The following is a 13,719-nucleotide window of genomic DNA, read 5'->3' on the forward strand; positions in this document are numbered from 1 at the left end:
GGATAGCTCGCGTCCTTACTTCCAATCCTCACGCATCCGCTCCTGCCTACATACATTGATATCATTTAGTTGATATGTAGGGAGGAATTGCGTTGAAGATGTACAATTGGGACGTTGCGCCCCCAGCAGGGCTCTCCCCCGTTGATTTGCTTGTATTTGCTCCGCATCCCGATGATGAAATCCTCGGAACGGCTGGCACGATCATGGACGCCATCGCCTGCGGCAAACGCGTTCATGTTGTGTTCTTCACCAATGGAGATGGCTATCCTGAAGCCGCCACCCTCTTGTTTAACAAGCGTCCCGAGGAGCTCGGACCCGCACATTATTTGGAGCTGGCACGCATACGCCAGCACGAAGCTATGACAGCCGCGGCGCTAATCGGACTGCGCCCGCGGGATCTTACTTTCCTCGGCTATCCGGATGCCGGGCTAGATAAGGTTTACGCCACTACAGGGACGATGCCGCCATTTCAGCAGCGATTTACGCAGCGGCAGGCGACGTATGGAGGGCTAGCGCCTGATTTTCACTCGCATTATTACGGCTGCCCCGCACCCTACCGTAAAGCTTGTGCTCTTTGGGATACGAAGGCGTTGATCATGCTCCTGCAGCCCAAGGAGATTTATGTGACAGATGCCGCCGATACTCATCCAGACCATGGAGCTGCGCATGCATTCGTCATGGAGGCCGTCTCTCATCTTGGTTATAAAGGGGCGATCTACACCTATTTGATCCATAGCGGTGCAGAATCCCAGTGGCCGTGGCCACGCGGCATCACGCCGGAGCTGCCATTCGAGGCGCACATTGTGGGTGGACATCGTGTCCCATTAAACGTAACTTGGCCTCCACCTATCCGTCGCCCACTAACGCTGGGGCAAGCTTATTGCAAGTGGCAGGCACTGCTTGCTTACGTTACACAGATTCCAGTTGAACCGGAATTTCTGCAATCTTTTATCAAAAGTGAAGAAATTTTCTGGCTACCGAATCGGTGGTAAAAATCGATACTGCTGCTGTCAGCAGTGACTATGGGAGTGAACATCATCCGCTATGAGCCGCATTTTGTTGATTGAAGATGAAGAACGTATAGCCCGCGTGCTGCAGCTAGAGCTTGAGCATGAGGGCTATGAGGTGCTTATTTGTGGGGATGGACGGTCTGGACTTCAAGCTGCCTTATGCGAAGAAGGATGGGATCTCGTCCTTCTTGACGTTATGCTCCCAGAACTCAATGGACTTGAAGTTCTCAGACGCGTTAGACAGGTAAATGCCACTCTGCCTGTCATTCTGTTAACCGCACGGGATGCCATCCCCGATCGCGTGAGCGGGCTAGATCAAGGCGCCAACGATTATGTCACGAAGCCTTTTGCAACGGTAGAGCTGTTGGCCCGCATTCGCAGTCTACTCAGGCAGAAGAGTCTACAAGAGCAAGTTCCTGAACAGGATCATTTGCTGAAAATCGATGAGCTTAGCATGGATTTGAAGAGTCGCGCTGTCACGCGCGAGGGCACTGCCATTGAGCTGACACCAACGGAGTTTGATTTACTGCGCTTCCTGATTCAACATCAGAACGAAGTGATGTCGCGGGAACAGATCATCACAGAGGTGTGGGGCTATGATTTTATCGGGGATACCAATGTTGTTGATGTGTACATCCGCTATTTACGCCAAAAGGTGGACAAGCCCTTCACTACCAAGCTGATTCAGACGATTCGCGGCATTGGCTATTTAATTAAGACACCATCAGACGGCAGCTCCCCGCCTTCAGATGAGCAGGAGTCCCTATGAGTCTAAGAGTGAAGATTACGTTATGGGTATCCATTGGATTGATGGCGATCCTATTCTTCAGCTTTACCTTCGTGTATTACATGTTCATTCGCGTTACAACGAAGGGCGAAATTGACCTCTTGAAGGATAAAGCCAGCGCCTTGTTGCTGAAGGATTTGCCTAATCATCCGGAATATTGGAAGGACAATATGCAGATGGATGAGCTTCTTATCCCCCAAGAAATGCTTCGGTATATTACACCTGACTCGAAGGTTGCTCATCAGATTTATTCCGATAAGAATCTTGTCAGTTATCCAGCCAGCTATGCAACTGAGGCGTCTGAAGCCTTAGTTACGGATGCCGATGGCATTCTCCTCTTCGTTCGAACACCTGTGTACAAGAACGGTAAACAGGTTGCTCTCTTGGAAATAGGCCGAAACCTGCGAAGGCTGGGCATGTACTCCGAAATGCTGATCTCGATTCTTGTTTTGACTTCCATTGGTGCGCTCATATTGGCCCTAATCGGGGGTTATTTTTATACCAATGTCCTGTTTCGACCCCTACATCAATTCATCGCAACTATGCAAAACATTGAGAATAGCGGGTCATTCCGCCACATTACGCTACCCGCCAAGCAGGGAAATGATGAATTGATGAGGCTCGGCACGACCTTCAATCGCATGATTGACAGATTGCAGGAGATGTTTCGTAAACAGGAGCAATTCATCGCTGATGCGTCCCATGAGCTTAGAACACCGCTCACGATTATTGAGAGCTACGCTAGCTTATTGCGGAGGTGGGCTTCCAGCAATGATCAATTACGCGAAGAAGCACTAGAAGCGATCGTGTCCGAGTCCGCTCAATTGAAGCTGCTCACACAAAATCTGCTGTCGCTTACCGATAAGAACCGAGAAAACTGTGAGCAGAATACGGACTTCGACCTCATCCCGCTCGTGGAGCAAACCGCCGCGTCCCTCCGCGTGACTTCCTCGCGAGAGATTCGCGTTCAATCTGAACATGATATGAAAGAGCTTCCGATGACGGGTGATCCCTATCAGATCAGACAGCTGCTTATTATTTTAATAGACAACGCCTTGAAATATAGCCAAAAGATCGTTGATATTCGCATCAGTTTGCAGGATAAGCGGGTTATTCTCAAAGTCATGGATCAAGGTATTGGCATCCCGGAAGAGGATCTCCCGCACGTCTTCGACCGCTTCTATCGATCCGATAAAGCTAGGAACCGTAAGCAAGGAGGGGCAGGACTTGGGCTCGCTATTGCTCAACATATTGTGCAAAAACATCAAGGAACTATCGAGCTCCAAAGCAGTCTGGGCCAAGGCTCCACAGCCATTGTAGCGCTTCCACAATCCTGTCAATAAGAACATTATAAGGGGATTCTCATCATTCTCTCAGAATTGGGCTTTCCCCTTGATATAGCACGAATTACAGGGTTGCATGGTAAATAATAGGGCAATTTTCATCTGCTATACTGAGTCTCAGGTGGACAACCACCTCGCAAGGTTACTCAATAAAGAGTCAACTGATCAAGATTCTATTCTTGCAATCGATTGAAGCTTACCATGTCTTCAATGCAAGATAGCTTGGCGAAAACTCAGCGAAAACTCTAAGGAGGCAAACCCCATGAAAAACCCACAAAAAACTTGGTACAAAAAATTAGTCGTTACGGCATTGTCCGTATCTATAGGATTATCAGTAGTTGCAGCAGGTGCACCAGGGAAAGCGGAAGCGGCTACATCTACAGAAGCAGTAAATGCTACAGCGCTTACAGCGTCCGCAACGTCGACTTCAAGAGGCAGCCAAGTCGTTTCCATCGGTAAAAGATATTTAGGAACACCTTACAAATTCGGCGCTACTGCTGGTCAAACGCGTAACTTTGACTGCTCTTCTTTCACGCAATATGTATTCAAAAAAGTAGGCGTTAATCTGCCGCGGACATCCCAACAACAAGCTCGTGTTGGTAAGTATGTATCCCGCAGTAACCTTCGTGTAGGCGATTTGGTGTTCTTCTCGATCCCTGGGAAACCAGGTGTCATTCACCACGTAGGGATTTATGCAGGTAATAACAAAATCCTTCAAACCTACGGCGCGGGCGGCGTACGAATTACCGATCTTCACAGCGGTACGTGGTCTTCCCGTTATATGACAGCACGTCGTGTACTGTAGTAGGCAGCTTGTATAGCAACAAGTCCCCCTAAACTAGGATGGATGATTAGAGCCCAGCTAGATGGAAATTATCCATCTAACTGGGCTCTTTTTTCGTGAAAAAGGGAAATGACCCCTCAGCCATTGGGCTCGAGGGGGTTCTTTGCCGAAGCGGTTCCTAATAGCGAATGTACGCCTCATGATAGCTCTCCTTCAAACCGCGCTTGCGTACCTTGATCTCCAACAATCGCTGCTTATAGGTTACATTTGCTGTTCTCGGCAGCACTAACGTAGGGACCTTTACAATTCGATTCTTACCATTCGTAAATCCTGTCAGCTTAATTTGATTTGATTTCACGAATACTTGGAGCGCTCTTGGATCTTCTTCTTTGCCAATTTTCACCTTGATAATAACATGCTCATGTGTTTCAAACATTTCTGTACCGATGGATCCAGAGGATGAAATGCTGGCATCCATACCTGGCATCGCTTTTTTCAGCATGTCCTGTACATATCCTTCAGCCCACGTCATATTATCTAGAAAGGTCTGCCCTTTTTCGGCGAACGGCAGCTTTTGTCCAAGAAACTTCTCAACTTGTTCCCACTTCAGCCAAGGATGGCGATTAAATCCGCTCAAGCCCATCACCTCATTTTGCTAACAGTATATGTGCCTACGTCCCGATGTGACACCCTCCCGAAAATTCAGAGCACCTCTAGGCGGATACCTCATATACTGTAGGTGTGATAACGCAAGGGGGATCGAATTATGCCAGCTATCGTCGGGAATGTGAAAATTATTAGTGTCGGTTCCAGCTCTGTCGTTCATTTCGGCGATTCCTTCATCATTTCACCAACCAGTTCCTCCAAAACATTTGCTGGAGCAGGTTCATTTAACACAGGGGATTTCCCGCGTGTTTATAATACCTACAGCACGACGGTAACCAACGATTCCGACCTAATTGATGCCAATGCAAGCGGCAATATCCTCTGATAAAGGTCAGACTAGAGCGAGGTGTTCCAAGGAAAATGAACTGGACCATCCATCAAACGATCATGATTCAACAATTAAAAGTGAACTCTGTCGCCAACTCCTCTGTTCTCCAGATTGGCACGGCTGGATCGATTCGATCGTTGTCTAATCTGTACAATACAGGCGGCTTCGTAGAGCCTGCTCCTGAGCTTGGAGCAAGTGAGGTCAATCCTGTAGCCCTTGTTCCTCTGCCGCCAGCATCGGGACTCAGATGAGACTTCTTACGCACTTCAAGATTAGCCAGGCTCAGGAAGGTGTCTTGAAGACCTTGAATATGAGGAATCCGGAAGGAGGTGCTTTTCCAAATGAACAACCCGATCACGTGGCAGCAATGGGCCCAGCAGATTACCGCTTGTATTAACATGCAGAAGCAGCGCATTGATAAGCTAGAACAAACCGTAAGCAAGCTGCAGGCGGATCTGAAGGCCTTAAAAGACGAGAAGCGAATTCATATTGATAAAATTGAATATAATTTTGATCAGCTTAAGGTTGAAAAGCTAGACGGGACGCTCACGATCGGAATCAGCCCCAGCGCAATCGACCAGATTGAAGACTTCAGCGTGAATGGCAACTCATTGAACAAAGAGGAGAATGGTGCCGGCATGGGTGGCATGGGCGCCATGGATATGAATCCTTTTTACCAAGGCGGACAATATCAAGGGACAGTGCCAAATGCGGGGATCGGCGCGGGTCAAGAGACAGCACGTGGAACAGCGGCAAGACAAGGAAAAGACATAAAAACGGATGTCGCTAGCGGTATAGAACAGTATTTACAGTTCGGTGTCCAGGCCGATATCAACAACCTTGAACATAAGTATCAGCATCCACTCGACGAGGATTACAAAGATTTGATCATTGATGATATTCGTAAGCAGCTGGATACGCGTATTCAGCATTATGTGAATCAATACCGCGGCGTTGGGTTCAAGGAACCGTTGGAGGCTGTAACCAATAACATTATGGACAAAACGAAGCAAGACATCCTTACCGCAATTGAGACGTACATATCCAGTCTGCCCAAATAAAAAGACGTTCTAGGACTGGCGCGTTAATCATTTTCCAGGAAAGAAGGGCAAGCGATGTTTAATTTACATGTCGAAAATAAACAAATATGTGTAGGCGATGTCCGAATTGTCGGGGTAGCGAGTGCTTCCATTTTCCTGATTGGGGATACGGAGGTTATCTCCTTATCTTCGATGTTTGATACGCCGCCCGAATCGGTTATCATCGCGCCATTCGTTCCACTTCCTTCGGAGGGATAACCATGGCACGTCTATCGATTGTTGGCAACATCTATATGAATAGCATAGGCTCATCAAGCACCATGCATGTGGGGGATAATGTTTACACGGCCCTGCAGAACAGGGTCTTTGCTGTTCAACGCGAAGTGCCCATTTATTATGGGAATGAAGGCAGCTTTGCAGCTTACCCTTTCTTCCAACGACCATTCCCCATCCCTCAGCCTCCCGAACCCTTCACAATGTGTGTGGATAACTTAGGGAGCTATATTACTGTTCGTAACATCCGCATTCTCGGAGTTGCCGCATCTTCTCTCTTTCAAATCGGCAGCAATCGCGTAACAAGGGCCGAAACTCGAGTCAAAAATATCCGTCAATTCGTGACGAATAAACCAGGGCCTAAGGAACAAACGACCTTCGTCTATACAGGTACAGAAGACGTTATCGGTGCTATTCCGCCCAAGCCGTCATCAACTACAACGTGACCCAGCAGCAGCAATCACCACCTGCTGCACAATAAAGCAAGAGCCCGTCCCCTAGCAGGGGCGGGCTCTCGCTTTACAAGCTCACTTCGTGAGCAGCGGCTGGGCGCGGCTTAACAGCGCCGCCATCTGCGCGCGCGTCAAGGACGCGCTCGGGCGGAACGTGCCGCCTTCGAAGCCGTCGACAAGGCCCCTGCTGCTCATCGCAGCAATGGCCTCTGCCGACCAGCTGCCAGCTGGCACGTCCGTGAAGGTCTTCGCCTCGCCGCTAGCCGGCGTGGTCAGTTTTAAGACGCGGGAGAGCAGCTCACTCATCTGCTCCCGCGTCATGCTCTGATCGGGCGCGAAGCGATCGTTGCTGATGCCCTGCATCAGCCCCTTCTGCTGCGCGATCCCGATCGCCTGCGACGCCCAATGGGTCGCAGGCACATCACGGAACGTGGCGCTAGCAGCCGCCACGCTCTCTAATCCGAGCACGCGCACGATAATCGTCGCGGCTTGCGCTCGTGTGAGCGCCTCGTCGGGCGCGAACATGTCTGCGGCTGTGCCGAGCATCCAGCCGCGATTCGCGGAGTTCAGGACATCGGCCTGCGCCCAGTGCTTTTGCATATCCGTGAAGTAAAAACCATCCGCCCAAAGCTGATAGTAGCTCCACGTATCGTCAGCCTCTTGATTGAGGCTCCAGCTTCCGGTCCCTTTCAACTGGTACTTCCCTACTAACTTTAGCTTCGCTTTGATCGACTGTTCGTTGTCATACCAAACCGTGTAGGTGCCAGCCGTCAATTCCTTGCCGTACACAGTTGATTTCGCATCTGAAGATTGAATCGTAAACGTTGCAACGGGCGATTGACTAGCATTGTCATAACGTATCGTTCCACCGTATTGATCTACTAGCTTCTGAACGCTTCTAGCAGGAATCCCTGCTCCATTGGACGCAGGATCCTGATTCCAGTAACGGCCATAGAGCGGAATGCCTAATACAATTTTATTCGCAGGCGCTTGGGACAGCGCGTACTGAATGGATTTCTCGACAAAGGGCAAGCTAGCAACAGGACTCGGCGTAGGATCGCCAGGATAGCTCTCATCATACGTCATGACCATCAAATAATCACTGACAGCCGCTAGTGCTTTATAGTCATAGAGGCCGATCCAGCTCGTCGTAGCCCCTGTTGGATTCGCAGCTACAGCGACGGAAACCTCCTTCGTACTCGGCAGCTGTTCGCGCAGCTTTTTAACGAAATCCGTGTACTTATCTCGGTAGGCCGCTCCTACATTTTCAATATCTAATTGCACACCATCCAGACTATTAGCCTTGATACTTGCTGCAAGCTCTTTAACTAGCGCCTCGCGCCCATCAATTGCTTTTTCACCTAGCACTTGATTGAAATCATTGCTTAGAAATGGGACAACCCGCTTCCCCTGCTTATGCATCTCCGTTATGAAAGAAGCTTGTAGATCGGTTACTTCTAAGCCGCCATCTTCCTTAATATGAAAATAACTTGGCGATACCACATCTAAGGTCTCACCGCTTTTATTGACTTGTGACATATAGGAGCTAGGCCCTCCAAAGAATAAGTACGACATATTGAATTTCCCCTGAGCCGCGGTAGCTCCAGCAAGAACCTCATTCTTATGCACAAATGTTACCTGCCACAAAGCACCGACAATGACTAGGGCAACGACAAGCTTACGCCATCCATTGCTTAATTTCATCTTGTCTCCTCCCCTATTCGATTCGTTTCGATTCCTTCTATCATCCTAGAAAGCTATCAAAATCGCTACGAGTAAATACTGGGGAAACACAAAAAACCGTTACAGCAGAGGGACTAAGCTCTTGCATAACGGTTTATTTAAGTTACGTTTGTCACCGACCTGTGGTCACAGCGGATATCCCATGCGTATAAAATTGATAGTGATTTCGGCCCTTACCCTTCACCTGGTATAAGGCGATATCGACTTCCTTCATCATTTGGGTTTCATCCGTAAGATCAGTCCGATACATCGTAATGCCCATGCTAATCGTCGATCGAAAAACGTGCCCCTGAACGTCCCATGTTTTCTCCACACTGGCTATGATGCGCTGAGCAATACCTTCGACATGCTCCCGACAATCCACAGCCGGCAATAAAATCGTAAATTCATCTCCTCCCATTCGGGCGAAAATATCAATTTCTCGTAAACAGCCCTGGATCCGGCTGACAAAATCCTGCAAAAAAGCATCCCCGATATCGTGTCCCATCGTGTCATTGATGATTTTGAAATCATCAATATCGACATAGAGCAGAGCAAAAGCACGATCCGTTCGCTTCGCCTGCTTCAACAGATGATGTAAATTCTCTTTAAACAGTCGGCGATTCGGCAAGCCTGTCAATGGATCATGGAATGCCATAGCAGCAAGGCGGCTTTCTTGAAATTTGCGCTGTGTACTGTCCGTAAGTGCGAAGACAATCTCGATGAGTTCACCGCTTTCATCACGAAGTGGGATCGCTGTGCACTCCATCCATATGTGAGCTTCATTCGATCCTTTCGCACGAAACTCTAGTTTACTGCTAGATTTCGTTTGCAAGGTATGCACGAACAATTTATACACATCTACGCGAAACTCCGAATCAACGGCCTCAATGATTTGACCAACATGATCGGGTACATAGCCGAGAATCTCTCGAAACCGTTCCGAAGCGTAGATCAAATTACCTTGCACATCTAACTGGCAATACAGATCCCAAGCCTGCTCGATAATTTGACGTGCGAGAGACGTCTTCGGCAACCCTGGATGTTTGATATCATTGTTCACCATCTCATTATGCATAACCTCTGCCGCCCCCTCTTATGCTTTACATAGAGACTTTGGTAGCTTAGCACGGCAACATAAAAATTATATAAAATCATGCTTAAGTTTAAATCAAAAGATAGTCGAAAAATAGCGATTGATGTCGCATATTCTGATAAACGAGACTACATCGACATACTTTGTGCCTAATAATCCACATTATGCCTTTCAGAACCCACCTTTTGTCAATAAAAGGATAGAAATTACTAGGAGAATCGTTCTATAATGTAGGTAATATCTGTGCAAGATGAAAGTAGGAACACCCTTCTTACTTTAGGAGTTGTTTCATTACTGAGGGGGATTCAAGCATGGCCGGAGAAACAATTTTAGTCGTTGATGACGAGCAAGAAATTGTCCAATTAATTCAGCTCTACTTGGTGCGTGAAGGCTACAAAGTAATCAGTGCAAATAACGGGCATGATGTGTTTGAAATCGTGAAGGAACATAGGCCTGATCTTATTATTCTGGATATTTTGCTGCCAGGACTTGATGGTATAGAGGTATGTCGACAGCTCCGAAAAACGAGCAATACCCCCATCCTGTTCATTTCGTGTAAAAGCGAGGATATTGATGTCATTCTTGGTCTCAGCATGGGTGGCGATGATTATATGACGAAGCCATTCAGCCCAAGCCAGCTCGTGGCCCGGGTCAAAGCCCTTCTTCGCCGTAACTCCATTCGTGAGCAGCATCAGGATGACCCGCAATTGGTCAAATTCCCTGGTCTAGAAATCGATCTTGTCAGCCACATCGTACGAGCGAATGGAAGAACGATCTCCCTTTCTGCCAAGGAATTTGATTTGCTGTCTCTCATGGCCAAAACGCCAAATCGTGTTTATAAAATCGAGCACCTGTTTGAGCTCATCTGGAGCTTGGACAGTATGGGCGATCCACGCACACTCATTGTACATATCAGCAATTTACGTAAGAAAATAGAAGTTAATCCAGCTGAGCCTCGCTACATCATTACTGTAAGAGGCGTTGGGTACAAATTTAACGGCTCCGCTGTCTAACTTTAGCGATTTAGCCAATCGGTAATAAGTTGCTGCAGAGGCACCGCCGCTGCGGCAATGACAAGTGCTGGCAGCATATTCGCCACGTTGATTTTTTTGATTTGCAAAATATTGATACCTACGCCGATAACTAGGACGCCGCCTACCGCGGTAATCTGAACAATCATTGCGTCCAGCGACGCTTGGTTGAACGCCATGGCGATCACTGTAGCTAACAGTGCGATCGTTCCTTGCATCACAAAAACGGATGCCGCGGAGAAAACAACGCCAATCCCCAATGTCGATGCGAAGATGATGGACAAGAACCCGTCGAGCAGCGACTTGGTGTATAAGATATCGTGATTATGCCGCAGGCCGCCATCCAAGGGACCTAGTATCGCCATGGCGCCGATGCAATAGACGAGTGTACAAGTGACAAAGCCTTCCGATATGCTGGTTGGCGCAGCTGGATGAGACGTCGGTTGCTTGCTCATCTTGGTCTGAAGCCAGTCGCCAAGCTTCGTTAGATTGGCTTCGATCCGCATCAACTCTCCGAGAATACCGCCAACTACAATACTCATGATGACGATCACGATTTGATCTGATTTGAGTGCCATTGTAATTCCCAGCACAGTTATTGCGAGCCCTAGGCCCTGCATGACTGTGTTTTTTATACTTTCTGAGATGCGGGGCAGCAACATGCCAAGTAATCCTCCGATAATAATGGCCGCTGCATTCACGATCGTCCCCCATAAAGCCATACCCTTCATTCCCCTCTGCGTACAAACTATGATGACCTTCTCATTCTACATGATTCTCCTCATAATTTCCTGCGACGTTGGAAATGGTAAGGATAAGCAACAGGAAAGGAGGCATGGTTGAATGTCGAAAGATAAAACAATGGATCCCATGACAGGCGATACGGTCGAAACCGACGGTATTTATGCCAATGAGGCTGGGCAAGAGGTCACGCTTAAACGAGGTGATGAGTTTCCCGCCGATCTTGTTCTAGGACGCAGCACGTATGAGCTGCAAGGCTTTGCCGATGAGGCGGAGATTGATCACGATCAGTCAGAGCTTAACCCTATGCGCAAGCGCGTAGATGCACGAACTTAAGTTTTTACCGAACATGTTTCTCTAGCTTGATGCGAAGAAAGACCGAGCAGCCTTTATGGCTTCTCGGTTTTTTGCTCGATATATAAGGTCCTGACGGGACAGCGTAACCGTTTATTTCATCTATGCTATACTAAAGGGAAGATGATTGGTTAATTTTTACCTTGGGGGATATAGATATGACACGGATTATGATAATCACAGGCGGCACACTAGGCGATTGGGCGCTAGGCGAAATTCGGGCGGATGATATCCTTGTCGGCTCCGATCGCGGGGCGCTATTTCTCATTCAAAATGGCTTTGTCCCTCATATTTCGATGGGTGATTTTGACTCGGTTACAACCGAGGAACTCGCCTTAATTCAAGCTTCTAGCAAGAACTTCATTGATTGTGATCCTATCTACAAGGATTTAACCGATACGGAAATGGCTTTTAACTGGGCGCTGGATCAAAATCCGAGCCAAATATTACTCGTCGGGGCATTAGGTACGCGGTTCGATCACTCGCTTGCCAATGTGCATTTGCTCCGCAAAGGCATGGCGCAAGGGATCCCCTGTGCGATAATGGATGCGAACAATCTCATCATGGTGATCGATCAATCCACGCACATAAGGAGGGGGCCATATACACATATCTCGCTGCTTCCGCTTAGCTTGGAGGTCAAGGGGATCACGCTGCATGGCTTCCAATATCCTCTTCTGCAAGCGACACTTGAAATTGGGATGTCACTTGGAATCAGTAATATTCTCCTTGAGCCAGAGGGGCTAATCGAGCTTTCTTCAGGCTTATTGCTTGTGATTCAGAGCAAAGACTAGGGAGAGAAGGGATGCGCCTCTTTCCACCTCTGGTGGCTGCTTGAACGGGTCTAGGGATCGATGCGCCGTATGATTCACACGATAAAAATTACATAAAAATTTGGAAATTCGACACTCTCTTCTACTCCATAGAGCGGCTAGCTCTGTTACTATAAAGGATAGGCTAGTCATTTATTGAGATATTGAGGTCGTTTAAGCATGCCCCCTGTTCAAGAAAACCTTGTAAGAAATCTTCTTCCTACCAAACTACCTTCTGTTATTACACACTTTGTATCTCAGCACGTACTTACGACTCGTGAAGCTGAAATTATTAGTCTTATCGCTTTGCACGGTTACAGCAACAAAGAAATTGCAGATTATTGCTTCATCAGTGAGAAGACTGTGAAAGTACACATCGAGAAAATCATGGATAAAGTCGGAACGCGCTCGATGCGCAAGCTCCTATCCGCTATTATTAGCACCGACGCTTACCCTTCATTATGAGTACAAATAAACGCCAGCTGCGAAAGCAGTTGGCGTTTATTTTTGCTATGAGCGCTCGATATCAGACCCGCTCCTGTTATAGGCAAGTGGACACCGATTAACTGGAGAACCTACAGCTAATTTAGCTATTTTTCGTTGAAAACTTGAAACAGATGGAAAACCTACAGTTAATCTGCCTACTTCCGACTTTTGAGAGCTAAATGCTGGAATTTAACTGTAGGTAATCCAGTTATTCTGCCTAGTACCGCCAATCGACGAGAAATAACTGGAGATTTTCCAGTTATTTAGTTTCGCGCTGGACGTCATTAGTGGACGCCCACTACATCGCGGCGGCAAGCTTTTGCACAAACTGCTCCAGATAGCGCTGGTCGACGTCGTCGAACCGACTCAGGCTCGGGCTGTCGATGTCCAGTACACCGACGAGCTCGCCTCCCGCCACAATCGGGATCACGATCTCCGATTGTGATGCTGCATCGCAGGCGATATGTCCCGGGAATACGTGGACATCAGGAACAAGAACGGTTTCCTTGCGCTCGGCAGACGTACCGCAAACCCCTTTGCCAAAAGGAATTCGCACGCAAGCCGGCAATCCCTGAAAAGGTCCTAATACGAGCTCCTTCCGATCGAGCGTCTCATCCACCAAGTAGAATCCTACCCAGTTCACATCCTCCAAAAACTGCCCAAGCAATGCAGCCGCGTTCGCCAGATTAGCAATACGGTTCGGTTCATCATGTATCAATGCTTCAACTTGCCCAATCAGCAAGGTATATTGTTCTTCTCTCGTTCCACTATAGTTCGATTTCGCAAACATCTGT

Annotated in this window: 18 protein-coding genes; 13 read left to right on the forward strand and 5 right to left on the reverse strand. The window is 48.0% G+C overall.

Going from position 1 to position 13,719, the window contains the following annotated elements; all coding sequences use genetic code 11:
• Positions 1-98 precede the first annotated feature (98 nt).
• From AC58QC_RS19270 to AC58QC_RS19285, 4 genes are all read left to right on the forward strand, one after another.
• A complete protein-coding gene (locus AC58QC_RS19270; RefSeq protein ID WP_497416879.1) occupies positions 99-992 on the forward strand; it encodes a PIG-L deacetylase family protein in 894 nt (297 codons plus the stop codon).
• Between the two features lie 52 nt (positions 993-1,044).
• Positions 1,045-1,779: a response regulator transcription factor gene (locus AC58QC_RS19275; protein WP_497416730.1), complete on the forward strand. Its 735-nt coding sequence runs from the start codon at positions 1,045-1,047 to the stop codon at positions 1,777-1,779.
• Positions 1,776-3,140: a sensor histidine kinase gene (locus AC58QC_RS19280; RefSeq protein ID WP_497416731.1), complete on the forward strand. Its 1,365-nt coding sequence runs from the start codon at positions 1,776-1,778 to the stop codon at positions 3,138-3,140. The genes AC58QC_RS19275 and AC58QC_RS19280 overlap by 4 nt, the downstream gene beginning before the upstream one ends.
• A 262-nt stretch (positions 3,141-3,402) precedes the next feature.
• Complete coding sequence (locus AC58QC_RS19285) at positions 3,403-3,945, forward strand: C40 family peptidase (RefSeq protein WP_497416732.1); 543 nt, start codon at positions 3,403-3,405, stop codon at positions 3,943-3,945.
• Positions 3,946-4,102: 157 nt separating this feature from the next.
• On the opposite strand, the gene AC58QC_RS19290 is transcribed toward AC58QC_RS19285, so the two are convergent.
• On the reverse strand, positions 4,103-4,561 hold the full coding sequence (locus tag AC58QC_RS19290) for a hypothetical protein (RefSeq protein WP_497416733.1): 459 nt from the start codon (positions 4,559-4,561) through the stop codon (positions 4,103-4,105).
• Between the two features lie 129 nt (positions 4,562-4,690).
• On the opposite strand from AC58QC_RS19290, the gene AC58QC_RS19295 reads away from it, so the two are divergent.
• The 5 genes from AC58QC_RS19295 (at position 4,691) to AC58QC_RS19315 (ending at position 6,677) form a co-directional block, all read left to right on the forward strand.
• Positions 4,691-4,915: a spore germination protein gene (locus tag AC58QC_RS19295; protein WP_497270557.1), complete on the forward strand. Its 225-nt coding sequence runs from the start codon at positions 4,691-4,693 to the stop codon at positions 4,913-4,915.
• A gap of 35 nt (positions 4,916-4,950) precedes the next feature.
• Positions 4,951-5,169 carry a spore germination protein GerPB gene (locus AC58QC_RS19300; RefSeq protein WP_497416734.1) on the forward strand — a complete coding sequence of 73 codons (219 nt, stop codon included), beginning with the start codon at positions 4,951-4,953 and terminating at the stop codon, positions 5,167-5,169.
• Positions 5,170-5,259: 90 nt separating this feature from the next.
• Positions 5,260-5,979: a spore germination protein GerPC gene (gene gerPC, locus AC58QC_RS19305; protein ID WP_497416735.1), complete on the forward strand. Its 720-nt coding sequence runs from the start codon at positions 5,260-5,262 to the stop codon at positions 5,977-5,979.
• Positions 5,980-6,033: 54 nt separating this feature from the next.
• Entirely contained in the window at positions 6,034-6,216 is a 183-nt protein-coding gene (locus tag AC58QC_RS19310; RefSeq protein ID WP_477589118.1) for a spore germination protein GerPD, read from the forward strand.
• A 2-nt stretch (positions 6,217-6,218) separates the two neighbouring features.
• The gene (locus AC58QC_RS19315) at positions 6,219-6,677 is read left to right on the forward strand and encodes a spore germination protein GerPE (RefSeq protein ID WP_497416736.1); all 459 of its coding nucleotides are present in this window, start codon (positions 6,219-6,221) and stop codon (positions 6,675-6,677) included.
• Between the two features lie 81 nt (positions 6,678-6,758).
• On the opposite strand, the gene AC58QC_RS19320 is transcribed toward AC58QC_RS19315, so the two are convergent.
• Both AC58QC_RS19320 and AC58QC_RS19325 read right to left on the reverse strand, forming a co-directional pair.
• Positions 6,759-8,387, reverse strand: coding sequence for an S-layer homology domain-containing protein (locus tag AC58QC_RS19320; RefSeq protein ID WP_497416737.1), 1,629 nt, complete (start codon positions 8,385-8,387; stop codon positions 6,759-6,761).
• Between the two features lie 151 nt (positions 8,388-8,538).
• Positions 8,539-9,483, reverse strand: coding sequence for a diguanylate cyclase domain-containing protein (locus AC58QC_RS19325; RefSeq protein WP_497416738.1), 945 nt, complete (start codon positions 9,481-9,483; stop codon positions 8,539-8,541).
• A gap of 329 nt (positions 9,484-9,812) precedes the next feature.
• Between AC58QC_RS19325 and AC58QC_RS19330 the strand changes: the two genes are divergently transcribed.
• The gene (locus AC58QC_RS19330; RefSeq protein WP_497416739.1) at positions 9,813-10,514 is read left to right on the forward strand and encodes a response regulator; all 702 of its coding nucleotides are present in this window, start codon (positions 9,813-9,815) and stop codon (positions 10,512-10,514) included.
• Between the two features lie 2 nt (positions 10,515-10,516).
• Here AC58QC_RS19330 and AC58QC_RS19335 read toward each other — a convergent pair whose 3' ends face one another.
• Complete coding sequence (locus AC58QC_RS19335) at positions 10,517-11,254, reverse strand: DUF554 domain-containing protein (RefSeq protein ID WP_497416740.1); 738 nt, start codon at positions 11,252-11,254, stop codon at positions 10,517-10,519.
• A 121-nt stretch (positions 11,255-11,375) separates the two neighbouring features.
• On the opposite strand from AC58QC_RS19335, the gene AC58QC_RS19340 reads away from it, so the two are divergent.
• From AC58QC_RS19340 to AC58QC_RS19350, 3 genes are all read left to right on the forward strand, one after another.
• Complete coding sequence (locus AC58QC_RS19340) at positions 11,376-11,609, forward strand: hypothetical protein (protein WP_477589110.1); 234 nt, start codon at positions 11,376-11,378, stop codon at positions 11,607-11,609.
• 170 nt (positions 11,610-11,779) lie between these two features.
• A complete protein-coding gene (locus AC58QC_RS19345) occupies positions 11,780-12,421 on the forward strand; it encodes a thiamine diphosphokinase (RefSeq protein ID WP_497416880.1) in 642 nt (213 codons plus the stop codon).
• 198 nt (positions 12,422-12,619) lie between these two features.
• Positions 12,620-12,904 (forward strand): helix-turn-helix domain-containing protein, encoded by a 285-nt coding sequence (locus AC58QC_RS19350; RefSeq protein WP_497416741.1) that lies wholly within the window; start codon positions 12,620-12,622, stop codon positions 12,902-12,904.
• A 319-nt stretch (positions 12,905-13,223) separates the two neighbouring features.
• Here the strand turns inward: AC58QC_RS19350 and AC58QC_RS19355 are convergent, their stop codons facing one another.
• Positions 13,224-13,715 carry a GAF domain-containing protein gene (locus AC58QC_RS19355; RefSeq protein ID WP_497416742.1) on the reverse strand — a complete coding sequence of 164 codons (492 nt, stop codon included), beginning with the start codon at positions 13,713-13,715 and terminating at the stop codon, positions 13,224-13,226.
• Between the last annotated feature and the right edge of the window lie 4 nt (positions 13,716-13,719).

This window comes from Paenibacillus sp. J22P51, from assembly GCF_059692215.1.

What these genes read in the sequence shown, in the direction of transcription:
- AC58QC_RS19270 (WP_497416879.1), top strand. Translation starts at nt 99, where the DNA reads ATGTACAATTGGGACGTTGCGCCCCCAGCAGGGCTCTCCCCCGTTGAT.
- AC58QC_RS19275 (WP_497416730.1), top strand. Translation starts at nt 1,045, where the DNA reads ATGAGCCGCATTTTGTTGATTGAAGATGAAGAACGTATAGCCCGCGTG.
- AC58QC_RS19280 (WP_497416731.1), top strand. Translation starts at nt 1,776, where the DNA reads ATGAGTCTAAGAGTGAAGATTACGTTATGGGTATCCATTGGATTGATG.
- AC58QC_RS19285 (WP_497416732.1), top strand. Translation starts at nt 3,403, where the DNA reads ATGAAAAACCCACAAAAAACTTGGTACAAAAAATTAGTCGTTACGGCA.
- AC58QC_RS19295 (WP_497270557.1), top strand. Translation starts at nt 4,691, where the DNA reads ATGCCAGCTATCGTCGGGAATGTGAAAATTATTAGTGTCGGTTCCAGC.
- AC58QC_RS19300 (WP_497416734.1), top strand. Translation starts at nt 4,951, where the DNA reads ATGAACTGGACCATCCATCAAACGATCATGATTCAACAATTAAAAGTG.
- gerPC (WP_497416735.1), top strand. Translation starts at nt 5,260, where the DNA reads ATGAACAACCCGATCACGTGGCAGCAATGGGCCCAGCAGATTACCGCT.
- AC58QC_RS19310 (WP_477589118.1), top strand. Translation starts at nt 6,034, where the DNA reads ATGTTTAATTTACATGTCGAAAATAAACAAATATGTGTAGGCGATGTC.
- AC58QC_RS19315 (WP_497416736.1), top strand. Translation starts at nt 6,219, where the DNA reads ATGGCACGTCTATCGATTGTTGGCAACATCTATATGAATAGCATAGGC.
- AC58QC_RS19320 (WP_497416737.1), bottom strand. Translation starts at nt 8,387, where the DNA reads ATGAAATTAAGCAATGGATGGCGTAAGCTTGTCGTTGCCCTAGTCATT.
- AC58QC_RS19325 (WP_497416738.1), bottom strand. Translation starts at nt 9,483, where the DNA reads ATGCATAATGAGATGGTGAACAATGATATCAAACATCCAGGGTTGCCG.
- AC58QC_RS19330 (WP_497416739.1), top strand. Translation starts at nt 9,813, where the DNA reads ATGGCCGGAGAAACAATTTTAGTCGTTGATGACGAGCAAGAAATTGTC.
- AC58QC_RS19335 (WP_497416740.1), bottom strand. Translation starts at nt 11,254, where the DNA reads ATGGCTTTATGGGGGACGATCGTGAATGCAGCGGCCATTATTATCGGA.
- AC58QC_RS19340 (WP_477589110.1), top strand. Translation starts at nt 11,376, where the DNA reads ATGTCGAAAGATAAAACAATGGATCCCATGACAGGCGATACGGTCGAA.
- AC58QC_RS19350 (WP_497416741.1), top strand. Translation starts at nt 12,620, where the DNA reads ATGCCCCCTGTTCAAGAAAACCTTGTAAGAAATCTTCTTCCTACCAAA.
- AC58QC_RS19355 (WP_497416742.1), bottom strand. Translation starts at nt 13,715, where the DNA reads ATGTTTGCGAAATCGAACTATAGTGGAACGAGAGAAGAACAATATACC.